Origin of the sequence: Cellulomonas fimi (assembly GCF_028527925.1) — a bacterium.
Taxonomy (GTDB): domain Bacteria; phylum Actinomycetota; class Actinomycetes; order Actinomycetales; family Cellulomonadaceae; genus Cellulomonas; species Cellulomonas fimi_C.
On record NZ_JAPESW010000002.1, the window covers coordinates 130,014 to 147,438 of the forward strand.

17 protein-coding genes are annotated in these 17,425 nt (G+C 73.9%); 7 read left to right on the forward strand and 10 right to left on the reverse strand.

The window, feature by feature from the left end; translation table 11 throughout:
* The first annotated feature begins 43 nt into the window (after positions 1–43).
* The gene (locus OMK64_RS01495; protein ID WP_272726189.1) at positions 44–2,770 is read left to right on the forward strand and encodes an AAA family ATPase; all 2,727 of its coding nucleotides are present in this window, start codon (positions 44–46) and stop codon (positions 2,768–2,770) included.
* A gap of 16 nt (positions 2,771–2,786) precedes the next feature.
* On the opposite strand, the gene OMK64_RS01500 is transcribed toward OMK64_RS01495, so the two are convergent.
* On the reverse strand, positions 2,787–3,347 hold the full coding sequence (locus OMK64_RS01500; protein WP_272726190.1) for a GNAT family N-acetyltransferase: 561 nt from the start codon (positions 3,345–3,347) through the stop codon (positions 2,787–2,789).
* Positions 3,348–3,562: 215 nt separating this feature from the next.
* Positions 3,563–5,194 (reverse strand): S1C family serine protease, encoded by a 1,632-nt coding sequence (locus OMK64_RS01505; protein WP_272726191.1) that lies wholly within the window; start codon positions 5,192–5,194, stop codon positions 3,563–3,565.
* Positions 5,195–5,464: 270 nt separating this feature from the next.
* Between OMK64_RS01505 and OMK64_RS01510 the strand changes: the two genes are divergently transcribed.
* From OMK64_RS01510 to OMK64_RS01535, 6 genes are all read left to right on the forward strand, one after another.
* Positions 5,465–5,788 (forward strand): DUF6507 family protein, encoded by a 324-nt coding sequence (locus OMK64_RS01510; RefSeq protein ID WP_272726192.1) that lies wholly within the window; start codon positions 5,465–5,467, stop codon positions 5,786–5,788.
* Positions 5,785–7,257, forward strand: coding sequence for a hypothetical protein (locus tag OMK64_RS01515; protein ID WP_272726193.1), 1,473 nt, complete (start codon positions 5,785–5,787; stop codon positions 7,255–7,257). The genes OMK64_RS01510 and OMK64_RS01515 overlap by 4 nt, the downstream gene beginning before the upstream one ends.
* Complete coding sequence (locus OMK64_RS01520) at positions 7,254–7,526, forward strand: hypothetical protein (RefSeq protein WP_272726194.1); 273 nt, start codon at positions 7,254–7,256, stop codon at positions 7,524–7,526. The genes OMK64_RS01515 and OMK64_RS01520 overlap by 4 nt, the downstream gene beginning before the upstream one ends.
* 100 nt (positions 7,527–7,626) lie before the next feature.
* On the forward strand, positions 7,627–7,926 hold the full coding sequence (locus OMK64_RS01525; RefSeq protein WP_272726195.1) for a hypothetical protein: 300 nt from the start codon (positions 7,627–7,629) through the stop codon (positions 7,924–7,926).
* A gap of 142 nt (positions 7,927–8,068) precedes the next feature.
* The gene (locus OMK64_RS01530; protein ID WP_272726196.1) at positions 8,069–8,866 is read left to right on the forward strand and encodes a hypothetical protein; all 798 of its coding nucleotides are present in this window, start codon (positions 8,069–8,071) and stop codon (positions 8,864–8,866) included.
* A gap of 49 nt (positions 8,867–8,915) precedes the next feature.
* Entirely contained in the window at positions 8,916–9,980 is a 1,065-nt protein-coding gene (locus OMK64_RS01535; protein WP_272726197.1) for an ATP-dependent DNA ligase, read from the forward strand.
* A gap of 45 nt (positions 9,981–10,025) precedes the next feature.
* On the opposite strand, the gene OMK64_RS01540 is transcribed toward OMK64_RS01535, so the two are convergent.
* The 8 genes from OMK64_RS01540 to OMK64_RS01575 form a co-directional block, all read right to left on the reverse strand.
* Positions 10,026–10,778, reverse strand: coding sequence for an esterase/lipase family protein (locus OMK64_RS01540; protein ID WP_272726198.1), 753 nt, complete (start codon positions 10,776–10,778; stop codon positions 10,026–10,028).
* The gene (locus tag OMK64_RS01545; protein WP_272726199.1) at positions 10,775–11,560 is read right to left on the reverse strand and encodes an alpha/beta fold hydrolase; all 786 of its coding nucleotides are present in this window, start codon (positions 11,558–11,560) and stop codon (positions 10,775–10,777) included. Before OMK64_RS01545 ends, OMK64_RS01540 begins: the two co-directional genes overlap by 4 nt.
* 82 nt (positions 11,561–11,642) lie before the next feature.
* A complete protein-coding gene (gene smpB / locus OMK64_RS01550) occupies positions 11,643–12,113 on the reverse strand; it encodes an SsrA-binding protein SmpB (protein WP_124342253.1) in 471 nt (156 codons plus the stop codon).
* 141 nt (positions 12,114–12,254) lie between these two features.
* Positions 12,255–13,550, reverse strand: coding sequence for a peptidoglycan DD-metalloendopeptidase family protein (locus tag OMK64_RS01555; protein ID WP_272726200.1), 1,296 nt, complete (start codon positions 13,548–13,550; stop codon positions 12,255–12,257).
* A 2-nt stretch (positions 13,551–13,552) separates the two neighbouring features.
* Positions 13,553–14,467 (reverse strand): permease-like cell division protein FtsX, encoded by a 915-nt coding sequence (gene ftsX, locus OMK64_RS01560; protein WP_272726201.1) that lies wholly within the window; start codon positions 14,465–14,467, stop codon positions 13,553–13,555.
* A 9-nt stretch (positions 14,468–14,476) separates the two neighbouring features.
* Positions 14,477–15,166, reverse strand: a complete 690-nt coding sequence (ftsE, locus tag OMK64_RS01565; protein WP_272726202.1) for a cell division ATP-binding protein FtsE — start codon at positions 15,164–15,166, stop codon at positions 14,477–14,479.
* A 177-nt stretch (positions 15,167–15,343) separates the two neighbouring features.
* Positions 15,344–16,123, reverse strand: a complete 780-nt coding sequence (locus OMK64_RS01570; RefSeq protein WP_272726203.1) for an ATP-binding cassette domain-containing protein — start codon at positions 16,121–16,123, stop codon at positions 15,344–15,346.
* 78 nt (positions 16,124–16,201) lie between these two features.
* A complete protein-coding gene (locus OMK64_RS01575) occupies positions 16,202–17,413 on the reverse strand; it encodes an ROK family transcriptional regulator (RefSeq protein WP_272726204.1) in 1,212 nt (403 codons plus the stop codon).
* Positions 17,414–17,425 lie beyond the last annotated feature (12 nt).

The following is a 17,425-nucleotide window of genomic DNA, read 5'->3' on the forward strand; positions in this document are numbered from 1 at the left end:
GTCGCATCAGGGGGTCCCCCTGGGGTCTCCCTAGAGTGGGACGGTGCTGGTCGGCCGCGAGCACGAGCGCCAGGTGATCCGCTCCCTGGCGGCCGGCGCGCGCGTCGGGCAGGGCGGCACCCTCGTCGTCGTCGGCGAGGCGGGGATCGGCAAGTCGGCGCTGCTCCACGACGCGGCCGACGACGCGGCTGCGCACGGCATGACCACGCTGCGCGCGCAGGGCGTCGTCGGCGAGCGCGACGTGCCGTTCGGCGGGCTGCTGCAGCTGCTGCGTCCGGTGCTCGACCACCTCGACGGGCTGCCGGGGCCGCAGGCCGACGCGCTCGGGGCGGCGCTCGCGCTGCGGCCCGGGTCGGCGAGCGAGCGGTTCGCCGTCGGCGCGGGTGTGCTCGGTCTGCTGAGCCGGGCCGCGGAGGACGCGCCGCTCGCGCTCGTGGTCGACGACGCGCACCTCCTCGACGCACCGACCGCGCACGCCCTCACGTTCGCGGCACGCCGCCTCACGTCGGACCCCGTCGCCGTCCTCCTCGCGGTCCGCGCGGGCCAGCCGTCGACCATCACGGAGGCGGGCCTGCCGACCATGGCGGTCACCGGCCTCGTGGACGCAGACGCGGACGCGCTGCTCCGGAGCGCAGGCCGGCGGCTCGGTGCGCACGAGAGGGACCGCCTGCTCGCCGCGACGGGCGGCAACCCGCTCGCGCTGCTCGAGCTGCCCGACGACGCCACGCTCGGCGCACTGCCGGACGGGGCGCCGATCCCCGTCCCGGCGTCGCTCGCGCGCGCGTTCGCGGCCCGGGCCGACGCCCTGTCGTCCGCTGCCCGGACCGCGCTCCTCGTGGCGTCGGCGGCCGCGGGCGACCCGGCGGCGACCGCAGCGGCGTGCACGCTGCTCGGCGTCGACACCGCCGACCTCGACGAGGCCGCGGCGGCCGGGCTCGTCACCGTCGACGCGGGACGCGTCGCGTTCCGTCACGACCTCGTGCGGTCGGCGGTGTGGACGGAAGCGGCTCCGGCCGGACGCCGCGAGGTGCACCGCGCGCTCGCCTCCGTCGTCCCGCCCGGCGACCTGGACCGGCGGGCCTGGCACCTCGGCGAGGCGACGACGACGCCCGACGAGGCCGTCGCCGCGGTCCTCGACGCCGCCGCGACTGCTGCCCGTGGGCGCGGTGCGCACGCCGTCGCCGCGGCGGGCTTCGAACGCGCAGCGACGCTCACCCCCGACACCACCGTCCGCGCGCGCCGGCTTGTCACGGCGGCCGAGTCGGCCTGGCGGGCGGGCCAGGCGGAGACGGCGCTCGACCTGCTCGCGGCGTCGTCGACGCTGCCCCGCACGCCTGACCTGGTCCTGCGCGCCGCCGCCCTCGAGGGGGCCGTCACCGCGCGGACGGGGTCGGTCGAACGTGCGCGGGACGTGCTGCTCGCGGCAGGGACGACCGCCGCCGACCCCGACACGGCCGTCCCGCTGCTGGCCGAGGGCGTCCTCGCGGCCCAGTTCGCGGGCGACATGGCGACCGCGGCCGACGCGGGCCGCCGCATCGAGAGCCTGCTGCCGGACCTGGCCACGGACCGTGCCCGCTGGCTCGGGTCGATGGCGGTCGGTGTCGCGGACATCCTCACGGGCACCGGCGGTCCGGACCGCCTGCACGACGCGACCACCCACGTGGCCGACGACCCCGCCCTCCTCGAGGACCCCGCGCTCGCCCCCTGGCTCGTCATCGGGCCGCTCTACCTGCGCGAGGAGGGCACGGCCCGCGCCGTCATCCCGACGGTCGTCGCGCACCTGCGCCGCCGGGCCGACCTGGGCGTGCTGCCGATGCTGCTGTTCTACGTCGCGCGCGACCAGGCCACGACGGACCGCTGGAACGACGCCGCCGCCACGTACACCGAGGGCGTGGGGCTGGCGCGCGAGGCCGGGCAGGCGTCGGACCTCGCCGCCGGGCTCGCGGGTCTCGCGTGGCTCGAGGCACGCCAGGGGGCCCTCGACGCGTGCCGCGCGCACGCGGGCGAGGCACTCGACCTCGCGACCCGGCTGCACCTCGGCTTCTTCCGTGCCTGGGCCATGGCCGCGCTCGGCGACCTCGCGCTCGGCACGGGCGACGCGCAGGAGGCCCTGGACGCCTACCTGCGGCTCCTGGAGCTGCTCGTGGAGCTCGGGTTCGGCGACGTCGACGTGTCCCCGGCCGCGGACATGGTCGACGCGCTCGTGCGTCTCGACCGCGCCGCGGACGCCGCGCCGATCGTCGACGACCTCGCGCGGCGCGCGCAGGAGAAGGGCCAGCCGTGGTCGGTCGCCCGGGCGGCACGCGCCCGCGGGATGGTCGCGGCCGACGCCGAGGTCGACACGTGGTTCGGGGCCGCGCTGGCCGCGCACGCGCGCACGCCCGACGTCTTCGAGACGGCGCGCACGCAGCTCGCGTACGGGTCACGCCTGCGGCGGGCGCGTCGACGGACGGACGCGCGCACGCACCTGCGCGCGGCGCTCACGACGTTCGACGCGCTGGGCGCCGCACCGTGGGCCGACCAGGCCGTCGCGGAGCTGCGCGCGACCGGGGCGACCGCACACCGTCGTGACGTCACCGGACTCGACCACCTGACCCCGCAGGAGCTGCAGGTCGCCCGTACGCTCGCCGCGGGCCGCACGACCCGCGAGGCCGCGGCCGCGCTGTTCCTCAGCCCGAAGACGATCGAGTACCACCTGCGGAACGTCTACACGAAGCTCGGGGTGCGGACCCGCGCGGACCTCGCGACGGCGCTCGCCGACCGGACCTGACCGCGCCGGCGCCTGCTCACAGCTCGCGGCGGACGATCACGCGCGGACGGCCCCCCGACCGCCCCGACGTGGGCGCGACGACCTCGAACCCGCCCGCCTCGAACAGCTCGACGCTACCGACGTAGCCCGAGATGAGGTCGACGCGGCTGCCGCCCGCCTCGATCGGGTAGCCCTCGACGACCTCGGCACCGTGCGCCCGCGCGTGCTCCACGGCTCCGTCCAGCAGGACGTGCATCAGCCCGCGCTTGCGGAACGGCGGCCGGACGACGAAGCAGACGACGCTCCACGGGTCGCGGTCGTCGACGAACGGGATCGTCCGCGAGCGCATCAGCCGCTTGTACGAGGAGCGCGGCGCGACCGAGCACCACCCCGCGGGCTCGTCGTCGACGTAGACGAGGACGCCGGGACCCGGGTCGGTCGCGCACTGCTGCCGCATGTAGTCGGCACGCTGGTCGTTGGGCACAGACGAGTCGCGGTACGCCGTGCACCAGCAGCCGCCCGCCGTCGGGCTCTTCGTGCCGACGACCAGGCGGAAGTCGTCGAAGCGCCCGTGCGCGGGGCGGACGTCGGTCGTCATCGCCCCAGGGTAGGGACGGGGTCCGACGCACGCCCACGCGCCGGTCGGCACGAGGTCCGACGCACGCCTGCGGGCGGTGCCGCTCGGTACGGGGTCCGGCGCACGCGCACGGGCGGGGCCGGTCGATTGGGGTCCGGCGCGCGCCGACGGGCGGTGCCGTCCCCTCCGGCGGCACCGCCCGTCCTCCCCCGCCGATCGGCGTCGGTCGTCTCCGGTCAGCCGACCGGCCCCTGCGCGAGCGTGACCGCCGCCTGCGTCGAGGTGCCCGTCGCGGCGGAGGTCCACGTGAGCGTGACCGTGTCGCCCGGCTCGTGGCCCGCGAGCGCGGCCGTGAGCGCGTCGGCGCCGGTCACGGCCGTGCCGTCGACCGCCGTGATGACGTCGCCCGCCGCGAGCCCGGCCGTGGCGGCGGGGGTCCCGTCGAGGACGCCCGCGACGCGCGCGCCCGTGCCGTCGTCGGTCCCGAGCCCGATCCCGAGGAACGCCGGGTAGCCCAGGACGACGCCGTCGCCCTCGTGCCCGGCCTCGATCTGCTGCACCACCGCGACCGCGTCGACGATGTCGATCGCGTACGCGACCGTCGCCGTGCCGCCGACCGACGCGGCCGTCGTCATGCCCACGACCTCGCCCTCGTCGTCCAGGACCGGCCCGCCCGAGTCGCCGCCGACGACGGCCGCCGAGAACTCCAGCAGCCCGCTCAGCGTCTCGGAGCTGCCAGACGACGACGTCGACGCCGTCATGGTCTCGTCCGTGCCGGTGACCGCACCCGACGCGGCCACGAGGTCGCCCGTGCCCTCGGCGTTGCCGACCGCCGTGACCGTGTCGCCGACCTGCGCGCCACCGTCGTCGTCGAGGGTGACCGTCGCGAGCCCTGACGCGTCCGTGAGCTGCAGGAGCGCGACGTCGGCGGACGCGTCGTAGCCGACGACGGTCGCCTCGTACGTCCGCCCCGTCGACTCGACGGTGACGCTGATGGAGGTCGCGCCCTCGACGACGTGGTGGTTCGTCAGGACGAGACCGTCGGTCGTCAGCACCATGCCGGTGCCCGCCGACTCGCCGCCCTGGTAGCCGAGCGTGCTGCTGATCGTCACGACGCCGACCTGCTGCGCGTCGCTCGCCGGGGTCGCCGTCTGCGCGCTCGTCGTGCCCGTGCCGCTGCTGTCGTCGCTCGCTCCCGGGCCCGTGCGACCACCGGGTGCCTGGCGGTCCGGCAGGTCGGGGATGGCCGGTCGCTCGCCGTCCGACCAGGGCCGCGGCGGCCACTCGGCGTCGGACACCTCGGTGCGGTCGTGCCTGTCGAGCACGCTCGTGATCCCCCACGCGGTGCCTCCGCCGAGCACCAGACCGAGCGCGAGCGCGCCCGCGACCACGCCGGCGGCGGCCCCGCGGCGGACGGTGAGCGGCGGCCTGGGCGACCGCGGCTGGCCGGGCGCAGCAGCGCTCGGCGAGCGGAACGGCCCGAAGCTCGCACCCGGCGGGTACGGACCGGTCGGAGCCGCGCCCGGGACGGTCGGGTAGCCCGCGGCTACGGGCACCGCGCCGGGTACGCCGGCCGGGTCGCCTGGCCCCGGGGCGGGTGCACCCGCCGGAGCGACCGGCGCAGCGGCAGCTCCACCGGCCGGAGCGACCGGTGCGGCGGCCGGTGACGCCGCCGGAACGGCGTGATGCTGCGGCAGCGCCACCGTCGGCGTCGGCTGGTCGTCCGTGCGAGTGGGGCTGGCGGGCTGGGCCGTCGCGTCGGTCCTGTCGGGAGCAGCGCCGTCCGTCGTGGGCTGCCCGCTCGCGTCCTGCGTCGGGTGGGGCGTCTCGTCCCCGGGCGTGCCGCCGGTGCGGGTCGTGTCGTCCATCGTGTCCTCCTCGGCTCACGCGTCGTTCGTCGTCGAGGACCACACAACGCCGCGAACCCGGACGGGCACTGGAGCACACCCGTGCGCCACCTGTGAGACGTGGGCCTGTGCACAACTCCGACGCCGACGGGCGGGACTCGGGCACGCTCGGCGCTCGACAGGACCACGACCCTCCCCCGACCGGGCGGGGCCGGACGCAGGGGGCGCGATGCGGACGACGCGAGGCACGACGACCGACGTCACGGTCACGACGACCGCGAGGCGCGGCCGATGACCGGGTGGCAGATAGACCCTGCGGGCGTGACCGGGGTGCTGGAGCGCGTGGACTCCGCGTCGACCGACCTCGCCGTCGTCGCAGGCCGTGCCACCGACACGTGCGTCGAGATCATGGACGCGGCCGGCGACGTCGTCATCGCGACCGAGCTCGTCGCCTTCGTCGAGACGTACACCGCACTCACCGCGGCGAACCTCGCGCGCGTCGCCGCCGTCGCGTCCGCGGCCGCGGAGGCCTCGGCGCTCTACCAGGCGGGCGACGAGCAGATGGCACGCGACACCCTGCGCACAGCCCAGACCGCCTGGGGCTGGACGTCGTGACGACCTACGCGGGCATCGACCCCGAGATGATCCCGGGCCGCGACCTGCGCCCCGACGCGCTGGAACGGCTGGCGGCGGACCTCGTCACCGCGTCACGCGGCGTACGCGCGGGCGGTGCCGACGTCGTCGACCGCTGGCGCGCCCTGGCCGCCGTCTACGACGCCCCGGAGGCGCCGACCCTCCTCGACGGCGTCCTCCCCGTCGAGCCCGCCACCGCCCGCTACGCCGACGGGCTCGGCCAGGTCGCCGCCGCGGTCCGCCAGTACGCCGACACCATCCGAACGCTCCAGCGCACCCTCGCCCGCCTCCGCAACGACGCCTACTCCTTCCACGCGCGAGCTGCGACGAGAGAGCGTTGGGACGACAACCAGCACCTCGTCGACGAGAACACCCGACTCGTGCACGAGGTCGGCGTCCAGCAGTCGCTGGTCGACGAGGCGGCTCGCGTCTGCGCGCTGCGCATCCGCGCGGCGACCCGCGGCGAGACCGCCCTCCGCGAGTGCACCCCCGACGGCCTCCACGTCTCCCGCGCGATGACGCTCCCGGCGGACGACCAGCCGTGGGGCCAGGTCGTCCGCCGCCACGACCCCTGCCCCAAGTCCGCCGCGGTCCAGATCAAGCGGTTCCTCTGGGACGGCATCGCCGTCGACAGCGTGTGGGGCGGCGTCGTCGGAACCGCCGGCCTCGTCGGCTTCGACGAGTCGTGGCACCACGACTGGTCGTACGCCGCGACATCGTGGGCGCTGATCGGCGACCTCTTCGGGTCAGGCGCTCGGGGCTCGGACGCACGCTACGTGGCGGCGAAGTCGCTGGTTGCGTGGGATCTGTGGGAGGACGACCCCGCCCGTGCCACAGGGACCATCGCGATGTTCCTGCTTCCTGGTTCCGGTGCAGCGGGTTCACTGCTGAAGGGCGCTCGCGCGACGACGGTGATGAGCCGCACCGGCTCCGTTCTCCACGACGCGACGCTGCCTGCGCGCATCCTTCCGCCCGCCAGGACCACCTTGGCGATGGACGACATACCGTCCTCAGCGACAGTCGTCCTCGAGGCCGACGTTCCCGCACGTGACGACTTCGCGCTCGCAATGCTCCCGGACGGCACGTATCGCTCCCCGGCGGGGTTGCTCTTCGGACCTGATCCGGACACCCGCTTCGACTCGAGGGTCGACCACGTTCTCCACCATGCGGCCGACGTGCCGACGAGGCCCGGTGCCCATGGTGTCTTCATCGTCGACCCGCTTCGGACGACGGACGAGGCGTGGAGGGCTGCACGCCGGGGGGATGCTGTGGTTCAGGTCCAGGGTCCCCGTACGGTCTACTTCGTGAACATGCAGCGTGACGTCGGGTTTGTCGGCGGGCAGAGCGGCGTTACGTCGGGGAATCCGCCCGTCTCCTACATCAAGATCGTGACCGAGGGAGACCACGTGATCTCGTCCTATCCAGTCGCCGGCATCCCGATGGGGCGGTGAAGGTGATCTGGCTCGCTGAGTGCCCCAACGATGACCAGGGACTCGTGTGTCCGCTCGTGACGTCGAGCGGTCGCGTCATCCTCTTCTGCGACAGCGGGGGCGAGGCATGGCTCGACCCCGCCTCGGTCTCCGAGGAGTCGGCGATCTACCCGTGGCAGCCCGACTGGAGGGTGACGGACGGGGTTTCCGTCATGCCCGGTACGACACGATGGGCTGATGCCCGCGACCTGCCCGACGCGTGGCGAACCTTCACGTGGCACGACGCATGAGCCGACCTCGACGCGATAGATGAGCGCGTCGTGCTGACCTCGTTACCGCGGTCGGCCTCGTGGGCGCGGCGGTTCACGAGGTAGGAGCAGCGAGACCGGCATGGGTTGGGGAACGATCGACGGCAGGAACGAGACCTGGTGGGAGGCCCGGAACGGGCTGTTCTTCTGGCTGCTCGAGAAGATCGCCGAGTCAGCGGAGAGCGAGGACGTGCGACGCCTCGCGCGCGAGCACGCCGACGCGGGCGTGCCATGGCTCGACCTCACCGAGTTCTCGCCCGCCGAGCAGGACGCCGTCATCGCGCTCCTCCACACCATGACGGAGGTCGGCCGACGGGAGCTCCCGGCTGAGCACCACGACATCACCCTGCCCAAGCTCGAGGAGCTGAAGAACCTGGAATGACCGGCGCAGGTTCGAGCGAGCGTGCCTTCTGCTCCGCGATGGGCCTGCGCGGGTGAGGATCGGCATGTCGCACGTCGCACTCCTCCCGGGGTGAACTAGCGTCCCGACGTCCCGTCTCGTGCACGCCCCCGGAGGAAGACGGATGCCCGTCGGGAGCTTCGACGATCTCAGCGCCGCCCTGCTGGAGGCGGTCCGCGCCCATCCTTCGGCGGTCGGCCTGGTGCTGCTCGGGTCGGCGGCGCGGTCCGAGGCCGCACGTCGTGACGAGTGGTCGGACCACGACTTCTTCGTCATCGCCGCGGACGGCAAGGGCGACGAGGTGCGGGACGTCCGCGCGTGGCTGCCGGACGCCCATCGGATCGTGTCCGTCGCGCGTGAGGGCGCGATCGGGTTCGCGGTGCTCTACGACGACGGGCACCTCATGGAGTTCGCTGCGGCGACGGGCGCTGAGCTCGGCGGCGCGGTGCTCGTGCACCACGACGTCGTCCTCGACGGCGACGGGACGCTCGCGGCGATGGTCGAGGCGGCGGACCGTCGGGCGGCGGCGGAGCCCGAGGCGGACCCTGCGAACGACACGGCCCTCGCGCTGGTGAAGCTCATGGTGGGCGTCGGTCGTGCCCGTCGGGGGGAGGTGCTGAGCGGCGGTGAGATGGTGCGCCAGTGGGCGGTGAAGCACCTCGTGCTGGCGATCCGCGCCCGCATCCCGACGCAGGTGACGACTCGGGAGTCCATCGACCCCTCGCGCCGGTTCGAGAAGGCCTACCCGGAGATCGGCGCTCGGTTGACGGCCGCGCTCGCGTCGCCCGTGGAGGAGGCAGCGCGCGGGCTGCACGCGCTCGCGCGCGACGTGCTCGAACCCGGCTGGGACGCGTTCCCGTCGCGGGCGGCGGACGTCGTGGCGGCGCGACTCGGCTGGGATGCCGCGTCGACGCGACGGTGACCGGCACGTTCGACCGGCCGGTGTGGGCGGGGACGGGCACGATGGGCGCATGCGCCTGCCCGTGATGCCACCCGTCGCGCCGATGCTCGCGAAGTCCGTCCCGACGATCCCCGACGTCGGCCACGTGGAGCCGAAGTGGGACGGGTTCCGGACGATCGTGTTCCGCGACGGTGACGAGGTCGAGCTCGGCAGCCGCAACGAGAAGCCGATGACGCGCTACTTCCCCGAGCTCGTGGAAGCGATCAAGGCGAACACGCCGGAACGCTGCGTGCTGGACGGGGAGATCGTCGTCGTCACGGGCGACCGGCTGGACTTCGACGCGCTGCAGCAGCGCATCCACCCGGCCGCGAGCCGCGTGAAGCTGCTGAGCGGCACGACTCCCGCGAGCTTCGTCGCGTTCGACCTGCTGGCGCTCGGCGACGAGGATTACACGCAGCGCCCCTTCCGCGACAGGCGCGCGGCGCTCGTCGACGCGCTGAAGGACGCGCACGACCCTGTGTTCGTGACGCCCGCGACGGGCGACATGGCGGAGGCGCAGGACTGGTTCACGAGGTTCGAGGGTGCGGGACTCGACGGGGTCGTCGCGAAGCCGCTCGACGGCACGTACCAGCCGGACAAGCGCGCGATGTTCAAGATCAAGCACGAGCGGACGGCGGACTGCGTGGTGGCGGGGTTCCGCTGGCACAAGTCCGGCGACGTCGTGGGGTCGCTGCTCCTGGGCCTGTACAACGAGGCGGGCGACCTGCAGCACGTGGGCGTCAGCGCGTCGTTCCCGATGGCACGCCGCAAGACGCTGCTCGACGATCTGGCCCCCTACCGGAACGTGTCGCTCGCCGAGCACCCCTGGGGTCGGTGGGCAGACGCCGAGGCGCACGCGGGCAACCGGCTGCCAGGAGCGGTGAGCCGCTGGAACGCGACGAAGGACCTGTCGTTCGTGCCGCTGTCGCCGGAGCTCGTGGTCGAGGTCGCGTACGACCACATGGAGGGCGACCGGTTCCGGCACACCGCGCAGTTCCGCCGGTGGCGCCCGGACCGGGACCCCGAGTCGTGCACGTACGCGCAGCTCGAGACGCCGGTGACGTTCGACCTCGCGGACATCCTCAGGTCCCGCTGACAGTCGGCGATCCGCCGCCGCACGCCGGCAGCAAGGGTGCACGGGTCAGCGGGCGAGGCGGCGGACGGCGTCGAGGACCACGTCGGGCAGGCGCGGGTCGGCGAGGACGCGGAAGTGTCCGGGGGTCCGGAGCTCGACGTTCTGCGCGCCGGCGAGCATCGACCCCTCCGGCACGTGGGGGTCCCAGCGTGAGAAGACAGACACGATGCGCTCGTCGACGTCGACGACGCGCGCGAGCCCGACGATGTCCGGGTGGTCGGGCCGGAAGATCCGGATGGCCCGCAGCGGGAGGAGCCGGGCGAGCCGCGACCCGGCGAACGGCGTGGCGACGGCGACGACCCCGCACACCCGGTCGGCGACGGCGGGCTCGCTCAGCAGCCGCTTGCCGACGAGACCGCCCTTGGAGTGCGCGACCACGACGACGTCGCGCAGGTCACGCTCGAGGATCAGCTCGGCGACGACCCGGGCCGCCTCCGCGAGGTCCTGCACGTGGTAGCCGAGCCCGGGCACGACGTGCACCGGGTGCCCGGCCTCGAAGAGTCGCTGGGCGAGCGGCTGGAGGAAGGGCCAGGGCTCCATCACGCCGGGCACGAGGACGACGTCGGGTGCGACAGGGCTCGACGGGGTCAGGTAGCGGTCCGGCTCGCCGGGTCGCAGCACACCGAGCACCTGGTACCAGCCCGCGTAGAGGTAGTCCGCGACCCGCCACCAGCTGCGACGGGCCGCGTCGCCGGGTACGGCCCGTCCGACGGCGTCACGGCCGCCGGCGTCGTCGTCCTGCGCCGGCGCGTCGCTCACGGACCCACCCAGCGGACGCCCGCGGGCGACCCGCCGCGGCACAGCTCGGCGACGACGTCCGGGTGCGAGTACTGGACGACGTGCGCGGCGCCGGGGACCACGACGGCGCGGCCGTCGGGTGCGATCCGGGCGAGGCGCTCGACCCAGCCGTCGGACGCGACGCGGTCCTGCTCGCCGCGCACGACGAGGACGGGGCACCGCACCGCGGCCACGGCGGTCTCCGTCGGGAAGCCGAGCATGTGCGGCAGCTGCCGGGCGTACCAGCGCACGCCGGCGCGGGCGTAGTCGCTGAAGACGATCGCGTTGGCGCGCAGCGGCTCGTGCGGCGTGTCGCGGACGAGGCGCACGGCTTGGGCGACCGCGGAGCGGGCGTCGGACTCGACGACCGGCCCGAGCAGGACGACGCGCTCCGCGACGGCGGGGTGGCGCCGGGCGACCTCGGTCACGACCTGCGCACCCATGGAGTGCCCGACGAGCACCGCACGGTCGACGCCTCGGGCGGCGAGCTGCTCGACGAGCCCGTCCGCGAGCTTGGCGATCGTGGGCGCGTGGTCGGCACGGGGCGAGCGGCCGAACCCTGGCAGGTCGGGGACGAGGACGAGCCCACCGCTGCCCGGCGCTCCGGCAGGCGGGCGTGCGAGCGACCGGGCGAGGGGGCGGAAGTATCGCGCCGAGGCGCCGATGCCGTGCACGAGGACGTGCGTGGTGGTGCCGCGTCCGGTGCCGTGCTCCTCGACCGCCCAGTCGGGGGCCGCGGCGGTGCGGGCGGCGCTGCTGGTCATCCTCCGATCGTCGCCGTCGGCGGCACGTGGCGCACGGTGAGCGGCACGGATCACACCCGTCGGCGACGCGACCGGGCGCCCGTCAGCGGTCGCGCAGCTCCCGCATGGCGCGCTGCGCCTCCATGTTGTCCTGCCGCTCGCGCAGCGCCTGCCGCTTGTCCCAGTCCTTCTTCCCGCGGGCGAGGGCGATCTCGACCTTGGCGCGGCCGTCGAGGAAGTAGAGCGCGAGCGGCACGATCGTGTGGCCCTTCTCGCGCGTGCGGGACTCGAGGCGGTCGATCTCCTCGCGGTGCAGCAGCAGCTTGCGCTTGCGTCGCGGCGCGTGGTTCGTCCAGGTGCCCTGCGAGTACTCGGGGATGTGCACGCCGTGCAGGTAGGCCTCGGAGCCCTCGATCTCGCACCACCCGTCGACGAGCGACGCGCGTCCGGCGCGGAGCGCCTTGACCTCGGTGCCGGTGAGGACGACGCCGGCCTCGAACACGTCCTCGATGGTGTAGTCGTGGCGGGCCTTGCGGTTCGCGGCCACGAGCTTGCGCCCTGTCTCCTTGGCCACGTCCCGGCCTCCTCCGTCGATCGTCGAGCGGGGCGACGGATGCCGCCCGGCCGCTCAGCAGTGCCGCAGCAGCCTACCTGCCGACCCGGCACCCACCACCGCTTTACGCCACCGGCGCAGCGGCCACGAACCGCAGGGCCGTCAGAGGCCGAGCAGAGGCCGCGGGTTCGTCGTCGCGCCGTTGACGTAGACCTCGAAGTGCAGGTGGCACGCGGCGGACGTCCCCGTGTTGCCGGAGTACCCGATGAGCTGCCCGCGCTCGACGCGCTGCCCGGTCGACACCGCGAACGACGTGAGGTGGTTGTACGACGCGGACAGCGCGTTGCCGTTGACGAACCCGCTGTCGATCATCACCTGGTTGCCGAACCCGAAGCGCGTCTTCGCCCACGTCACGGTGCCGGCGCGGCCCGCGTAGACCTTGGTGTTGCAGTAGGTGCGCAGGTCGATCCCGGCGTGCAGGCGGACGTACCCGAGCGTCGGGTGCAGACGCATGCCGTACTCGGACGTCACGTAGATCGGGTTGGTGCTCGTCGGGTTGGAGAACAGCCCGCCGCCGACGGGTCCGGGCGCGGGCTGCGGCTTGCCTGCGGCCGCGTCGCGTGCCCGCTGCGCCTCGATCGCGGCGCGCAGCTCGTTCTCGATGGCCTTGGCCTCGGCGTCCATCTGCGCGAGCGACGCGGCGAGCGCGGCCTTCTGCGACTCGAGCGACGCCTGCTGCGACTGCTGCTCGGCGACGAGCGCGTCGAGTCCGGCCTTCGCGTCGGCGGCGGCCTGCCGCGCCTGGTCGGCCTCGACCACCTTCTGGTCGGCCTCGGCCTTGAGCTCGGCGATGCGCTGCTCGACCGCGTCGAGCCGCGCCTGGGCGTTGCGGTTGCTGGCCTCGGCGGCCTTGAGCGCGTCGAGCACCTGGGCCTGGGTGCGCAGGGCGGTCGAGACGAGGCCGTACTTCTGCACGAAGTCCTCGGTGCTCTGCGCGTCGAGGATGACGCTGACGCCCGAGACCTCTCCCCCGCCGCGGTACGCCTCGCGCGCCATCTGGCCGATCGCGGCGCGCATCTTGGCGGCCTCGTCGGTGTCGGTCTGGATCTTCGCGGAGAGCGTGACCTGCTGCTCCTGCGCGTCGACGAGCCGTGCGGCGATGAGCGCGGCCTCGCGCTGCGCCTTCTCGAGCGCGGCCTTCGCCTCGTCGAGCTTCGCCTGGGCGGCGGGGATCTGCGCCTGCAGCTCGAGCAGCCGCGCAGCCGTCGCCTGCAGGTTCGCGTCGAGGCCCTCCATCGCGGCCTCGGCGTCGGCCTGCGCCTTGGCGTTCGCGGCGGCCTTCTGCTCGGCGGCCTTGCGCCGGTCGTCGATCGGGTCGGCGAGGGCCGGCGACGCGACGGCGATCCCCGCGACGAGCGCGAAGGCGGCGAGGACTGCGGGCAGGCGACGTCGGGCCACGGTCACACCTTCGTGTAGCGGCTGAGGGTCACGAGCGACGAGATCGCCGCGAGGAGGATCGCGACGGCGACGAGCGCCGGTGCGACCGTGAGCACGTCGGCGGTGCTGACGTACGGGATCCAGCCGACGGACGCGCCGAGCCAGTCGGTGACGAGGTACTCGACGCCGAGCCACAGCCCGCCGACGGCGAGCAGGGCGCCGACGGTCGCGGCGATCGCGCCCTCGAGCATGAACGGCAGCTGGATGAAGATGGTCGACGCGCCGACGAGCTTCATGATGCCGGTCTCGCGGCGGCGGCTGAGCGCGGACAGCCGGATCGTCGTCGTGATCAGCAGGACGGCGGCGAGCAGCATCACGGCCGCGAGCCCACCGGCGAGCAGCGTCGCGCGGTTGAGGACGAGGAACAGCTTGTCGAACAGCCGGCGCTGGTCCTGCACCTCCTCGACGCCCGGGCGCCCGGAGACGACGTCGGCGACGACCTGGTACTTCTGCGGGTCGGTCAGCTTGATGCGGTACGACGAGTTCATGTCGTCGGCCGTCGCGGCGGACGCCCAGAACTGGTCGGCGAACTGCTCCTGGAACGCGGCGAACGCCTGCTCCTTCGTCTCCTCGTACACGTGCTCGACGTACGGGGCGATCTCGGGGGCGTCGAGCGCGGAGCGGATGTCGGCGCGCTGGTCCTCGGTCACCTCACCGGACGCGCACGTCGGCTCCGACGAGTTCTGCGGGCACAGGAAGACGGAGACCTCGACCTTGTCGTACCAGTCGTCCTTCATCTTGCCGATCTGCAGCTGCAGCAGCGCCGCGGAGCCGACGAACGTCAGGGAGACGAAGGTGACGAGGATGACGGACACCGTCATCGACAGGTTGCGGCGGAGGCCCTGGGCGATCTCCGAGAGGATGAACTGGACGCGCACGGCTCCCCCTCAGCGGTCCGAGCCGTAGACGCCGCGCGACTGGTCGCGCACCATCTGGCCGGTCGAGAGCTCGATGACGCGCTTGCGCATCTGGTCGACGATCTCGTCGTCGTGCGTCGCCATGACGACCGTGGTGCCGGTGCGGTTGATGCGGTCCAGCAGGCGCATGATCCCCAGTGAGGTCGTCGGGTCGAGGTTCCCCGTGGGCTCGTCGCACAGCAGGATGCTCGGCCGGTTCACGAACGCGCGCGCGATCGCGACGCGCTGCTGCTCACCGCCGGACAGCTCGTGCGGGCGACGCTTCTCCTTGCCGGAGAGCCCGACCATCTCGAGCACGTCGGGGACGGTCGTGAGGATGTGGTGCCGCGGCTTGCCGATGACCTGCAGCGCGAACGCCACGTTCTCGAACACCGTCTTGTTGGGCAGCAGCCGGAAGTCCTGGAACACCGCGCCGATCTGGCGACGCAGGTGCGGCACTCGCCACGACGACAGCGTGCCGAGCTCCTTGCCGGCGACGAAGACCCGACCGGCGGACGCGCGCTCCTCGCGCAGCACGAGGCGCAGGAACGTGGACTTGCCGGAGCCGGACGCGCCGACGAGGAAGACGAACTCGCCGCGCTCGACGTCCAGGGAAACGCGGTCCAGCGCGGGGCGGGCGCCGCGCGCGTAGACCTTGGTGACGTTCTCGAATCGGATCACTGCACCGGTGCGGCCAGGGTCGGGGAACGGGGTGCTGCTGCTGGCCTCGTCGAGCGTAGGCAGCGCGGCAGGAGCTCCCCCGGTGTGACACGCCGCACGGCACCTGTGAGTTCGTCGCCCTGGACGACGACTCGCGGGACGACCCGGACGAACGGCCCGAACCGGGCGAGGCGGGGGTCAGCGGCGCAGCAGCGTGGACAGCGGCCCCGACTCGACCTCCGACGCGGTGGCACCCGTGATCGCGGCCAGGATCACCTCGTGGCTGACGGTCGCCGCGTCGAACTCCCCGTTGTTGCGCCCGTGGCGCAGCACGACGATCCGGTCCGCCACGGCACGCACGTCGTTCATGTTGTGGGAGATCAGCAGGACGCCGAGGCCGAGGTCCCGCAGCCGCTCGATGTGCACGAGGACCTCGGCGGTGTGGCCGACCGACAGCGACGCCGTGGGCTCGTCGAGCACGACGAGCCGCGGGCTGCCGATGAGCGTGCGGGCGATCGCGACGGACTGCCGCTGGCCCTTCGACAGCGTCGACAGCGGCGACCGGACGGACGGGATGCGGCTGTTGAGGTCGCGCAGCACCTGGCGCGCGATGAGCTCCATGCGGCCGTCGTCGCGCGCGGGTCCGCTGCGCAGCTCGCGTCCGAGGAACAGGTTGGAGGTCACGTCGAGGTTCTCGCACAGCGCGAGGTCCTGGAACACCGTCGCGATCCCGAGCGCCCGGGCCGCGGTCGCCGACGGGATCGTCACCTGCTCGCCGTCGATCTCGATGAGGCCCGTGTCGGGCGCCATGACGCCGGAGATCATCTTCGCGAGCGTCGACTTGCCGGCCCCGTTGTCACCGACGAGCGCCACGATCTCGTGCGCGTGCACGTCGAGGTCGACGTCGACGAGCGCCTCGACGGCCTGGAACCTCTTGGTGATGCCCCGCATCGAGAGCAGGGGGACGTCGCCGCTCATCTGTTCACCTGCTCCCCGTCGAGCACGCCCTGCGTGCAGTGAATGGCGGCCACGCCGCGTCGTCAAGAGCGCGCACCGTCATGCCGTTCCTGCCGCGGCGTCGACGTCCTCGTCGGTGTCGACCCGCAAGGGTACGTCCGTCGAGCGCAGTGCGAGCGCGAGTGCGCCGATCACCTCGGCGCGCGAGCCGAGCGCGGCGGCGACGACCTCGAGCGGGACGAACGGGTTGAGGCGGACCTTGCGGCGGGCGGCCTCCCGCAGCGGGCGCAGCAGCACCTCCCCCGTGTCCGCGAGCTCGCCGCCGACGACCACGACCTGCGGGTTGACGGCCACGCCCAGCCCGGCGACGACGCGGCCGATCGCCGTGCCCGCCTCCGCGACGACCTGCGCGCAGCGCTGGTCCCCGTCGTTCGTGCGCTGGACGACGTCGCGCAGCGCGAGCACCCCGTGGCTGTTGCGGAGCCGGCCGAGCAGCGCCTGTGCGCCCACGACGGTGTCGAGGCAGCCGTCGTTCCCGCAGCGGCACGGCTCGCCGGGGAACTCGACGGGGAGGTGCCCGATCGCGCCGGCCGTGCCGCCGGCCCCCCGGTGCACGTGCCCGCCGATGACGATGCCCGCACCGACGCCGTGCGACACGCGCACGTAGAGGGAGTCGTCGTGCTCACGGGCGGCGCCGAGCGTGGACTCGGCGATCGCGCCGAGGTTGGCGTCGTTGTCGACGTAGACGGGGAGGCCGAGGCGCTTCGAGAGCACCTGGCCGACGTGCACGTCGTCCCAGCCCGGCATGAGGCCCGCCACCGAGACCATGCCGGTGGACGAGTCGACGGGGACCGGCACGCCGACCCCGAGCCCGACGACGTCGTCGAGCGTCGCCCCGACCCGCTCCAGCAGGTCGACGACGAGCAGCGCCACCCGGTCGAGGCTGGTGTCGGCGCGGTGCCCGGACGGCAGCGGGAGCGACTGCTCCGCGATCACCTCGTGCGTGAAGTCGCCGAGCACGACCCGCATGCTGCGGTGCCCGACGTGCACACCGACCGCGAGACCCACGCGGCGGGCGAGCGTGACCATCTGGGCACGCCGCCCGCTGCGGGTGGTGTTCGCGGTGTCGACGACGCCCGCGGCCAGCAGCTCGCGGACGATCGTCGACACCGTGGCCTGCGACAGGCCGGTGGCGGTGGCGAGCTCGACCTGGGTGAGCCCGCCGTACCGCTTGACGGTCTCGACGACGAGGAGTCGGTTGGCCTCGCGCAGGGACGACTGCGAGCCGGCTGCCGCTGCTCGCCTGCTCACGGGGCCAGAACC

Excerpts from the sequence above, each read along its gene's own strand:
- OMK64_RS01505 (WP_272726191.1), bottom strand. The coding sequence starts at position 5,194 with ATGGACGACACGACCCGCACCGGCGGCACGCCCGGGGACGAGACGCCC.
- OMK64_RS01525 (WP_272726195.1), top strand. The coding sequence starts at position 7,627 with ATGGGTTGGGGAACGATCGACGGCAGGAACGAGACCTGGTGGGAGGCC.
- OMK64_RS01545 (WP_272726199.1), bottom strand. The coding sequence starts at position 11,560 with ATGACCAGCAGCGCCGCCCGCACCGCCGCGGCCCCCGACTGGGCGGTC.
- OMK64_RS01500 (WP_272726190.1), bottom strand. The coding sequence starts at position 3,347 with ATGACGACCGACGTCCGCCCCGCGCACGGGCGCTTCGACGACTTCCGC.
- OMK64_RS01510 (WP_272726192.1), top strand. The coding sequence starts at position 5,465 with ATGACCGGGTGGCAGATAGACCCTGCGGGCGTGACCGGGGTGCTGGAG.
- OMK64_RS01535 (WP_272726197.1), top strand. The coding sequence starts at position 8,916 with ATGCGCCTGCCCGTGATGCCACCCGTCGCGCCGATGCTCGCGAAGTCC.
- OMK64_RS01570 (WP_272726203.1), bottom strand. The coding sequence starts at position 16,123 with ATGAGCGGCGACGTCCCCCTGCTCTCGATGCGGGGCATCACCAAGAGG.
- OMK64_RS01530 (WP_272726196.1), top strand. The coding sequence starts at position 8,069 with ATGCCCGTCGGGAGCTTCGACGATCTCAGCGCCGCCCTGCTGGAGGCG.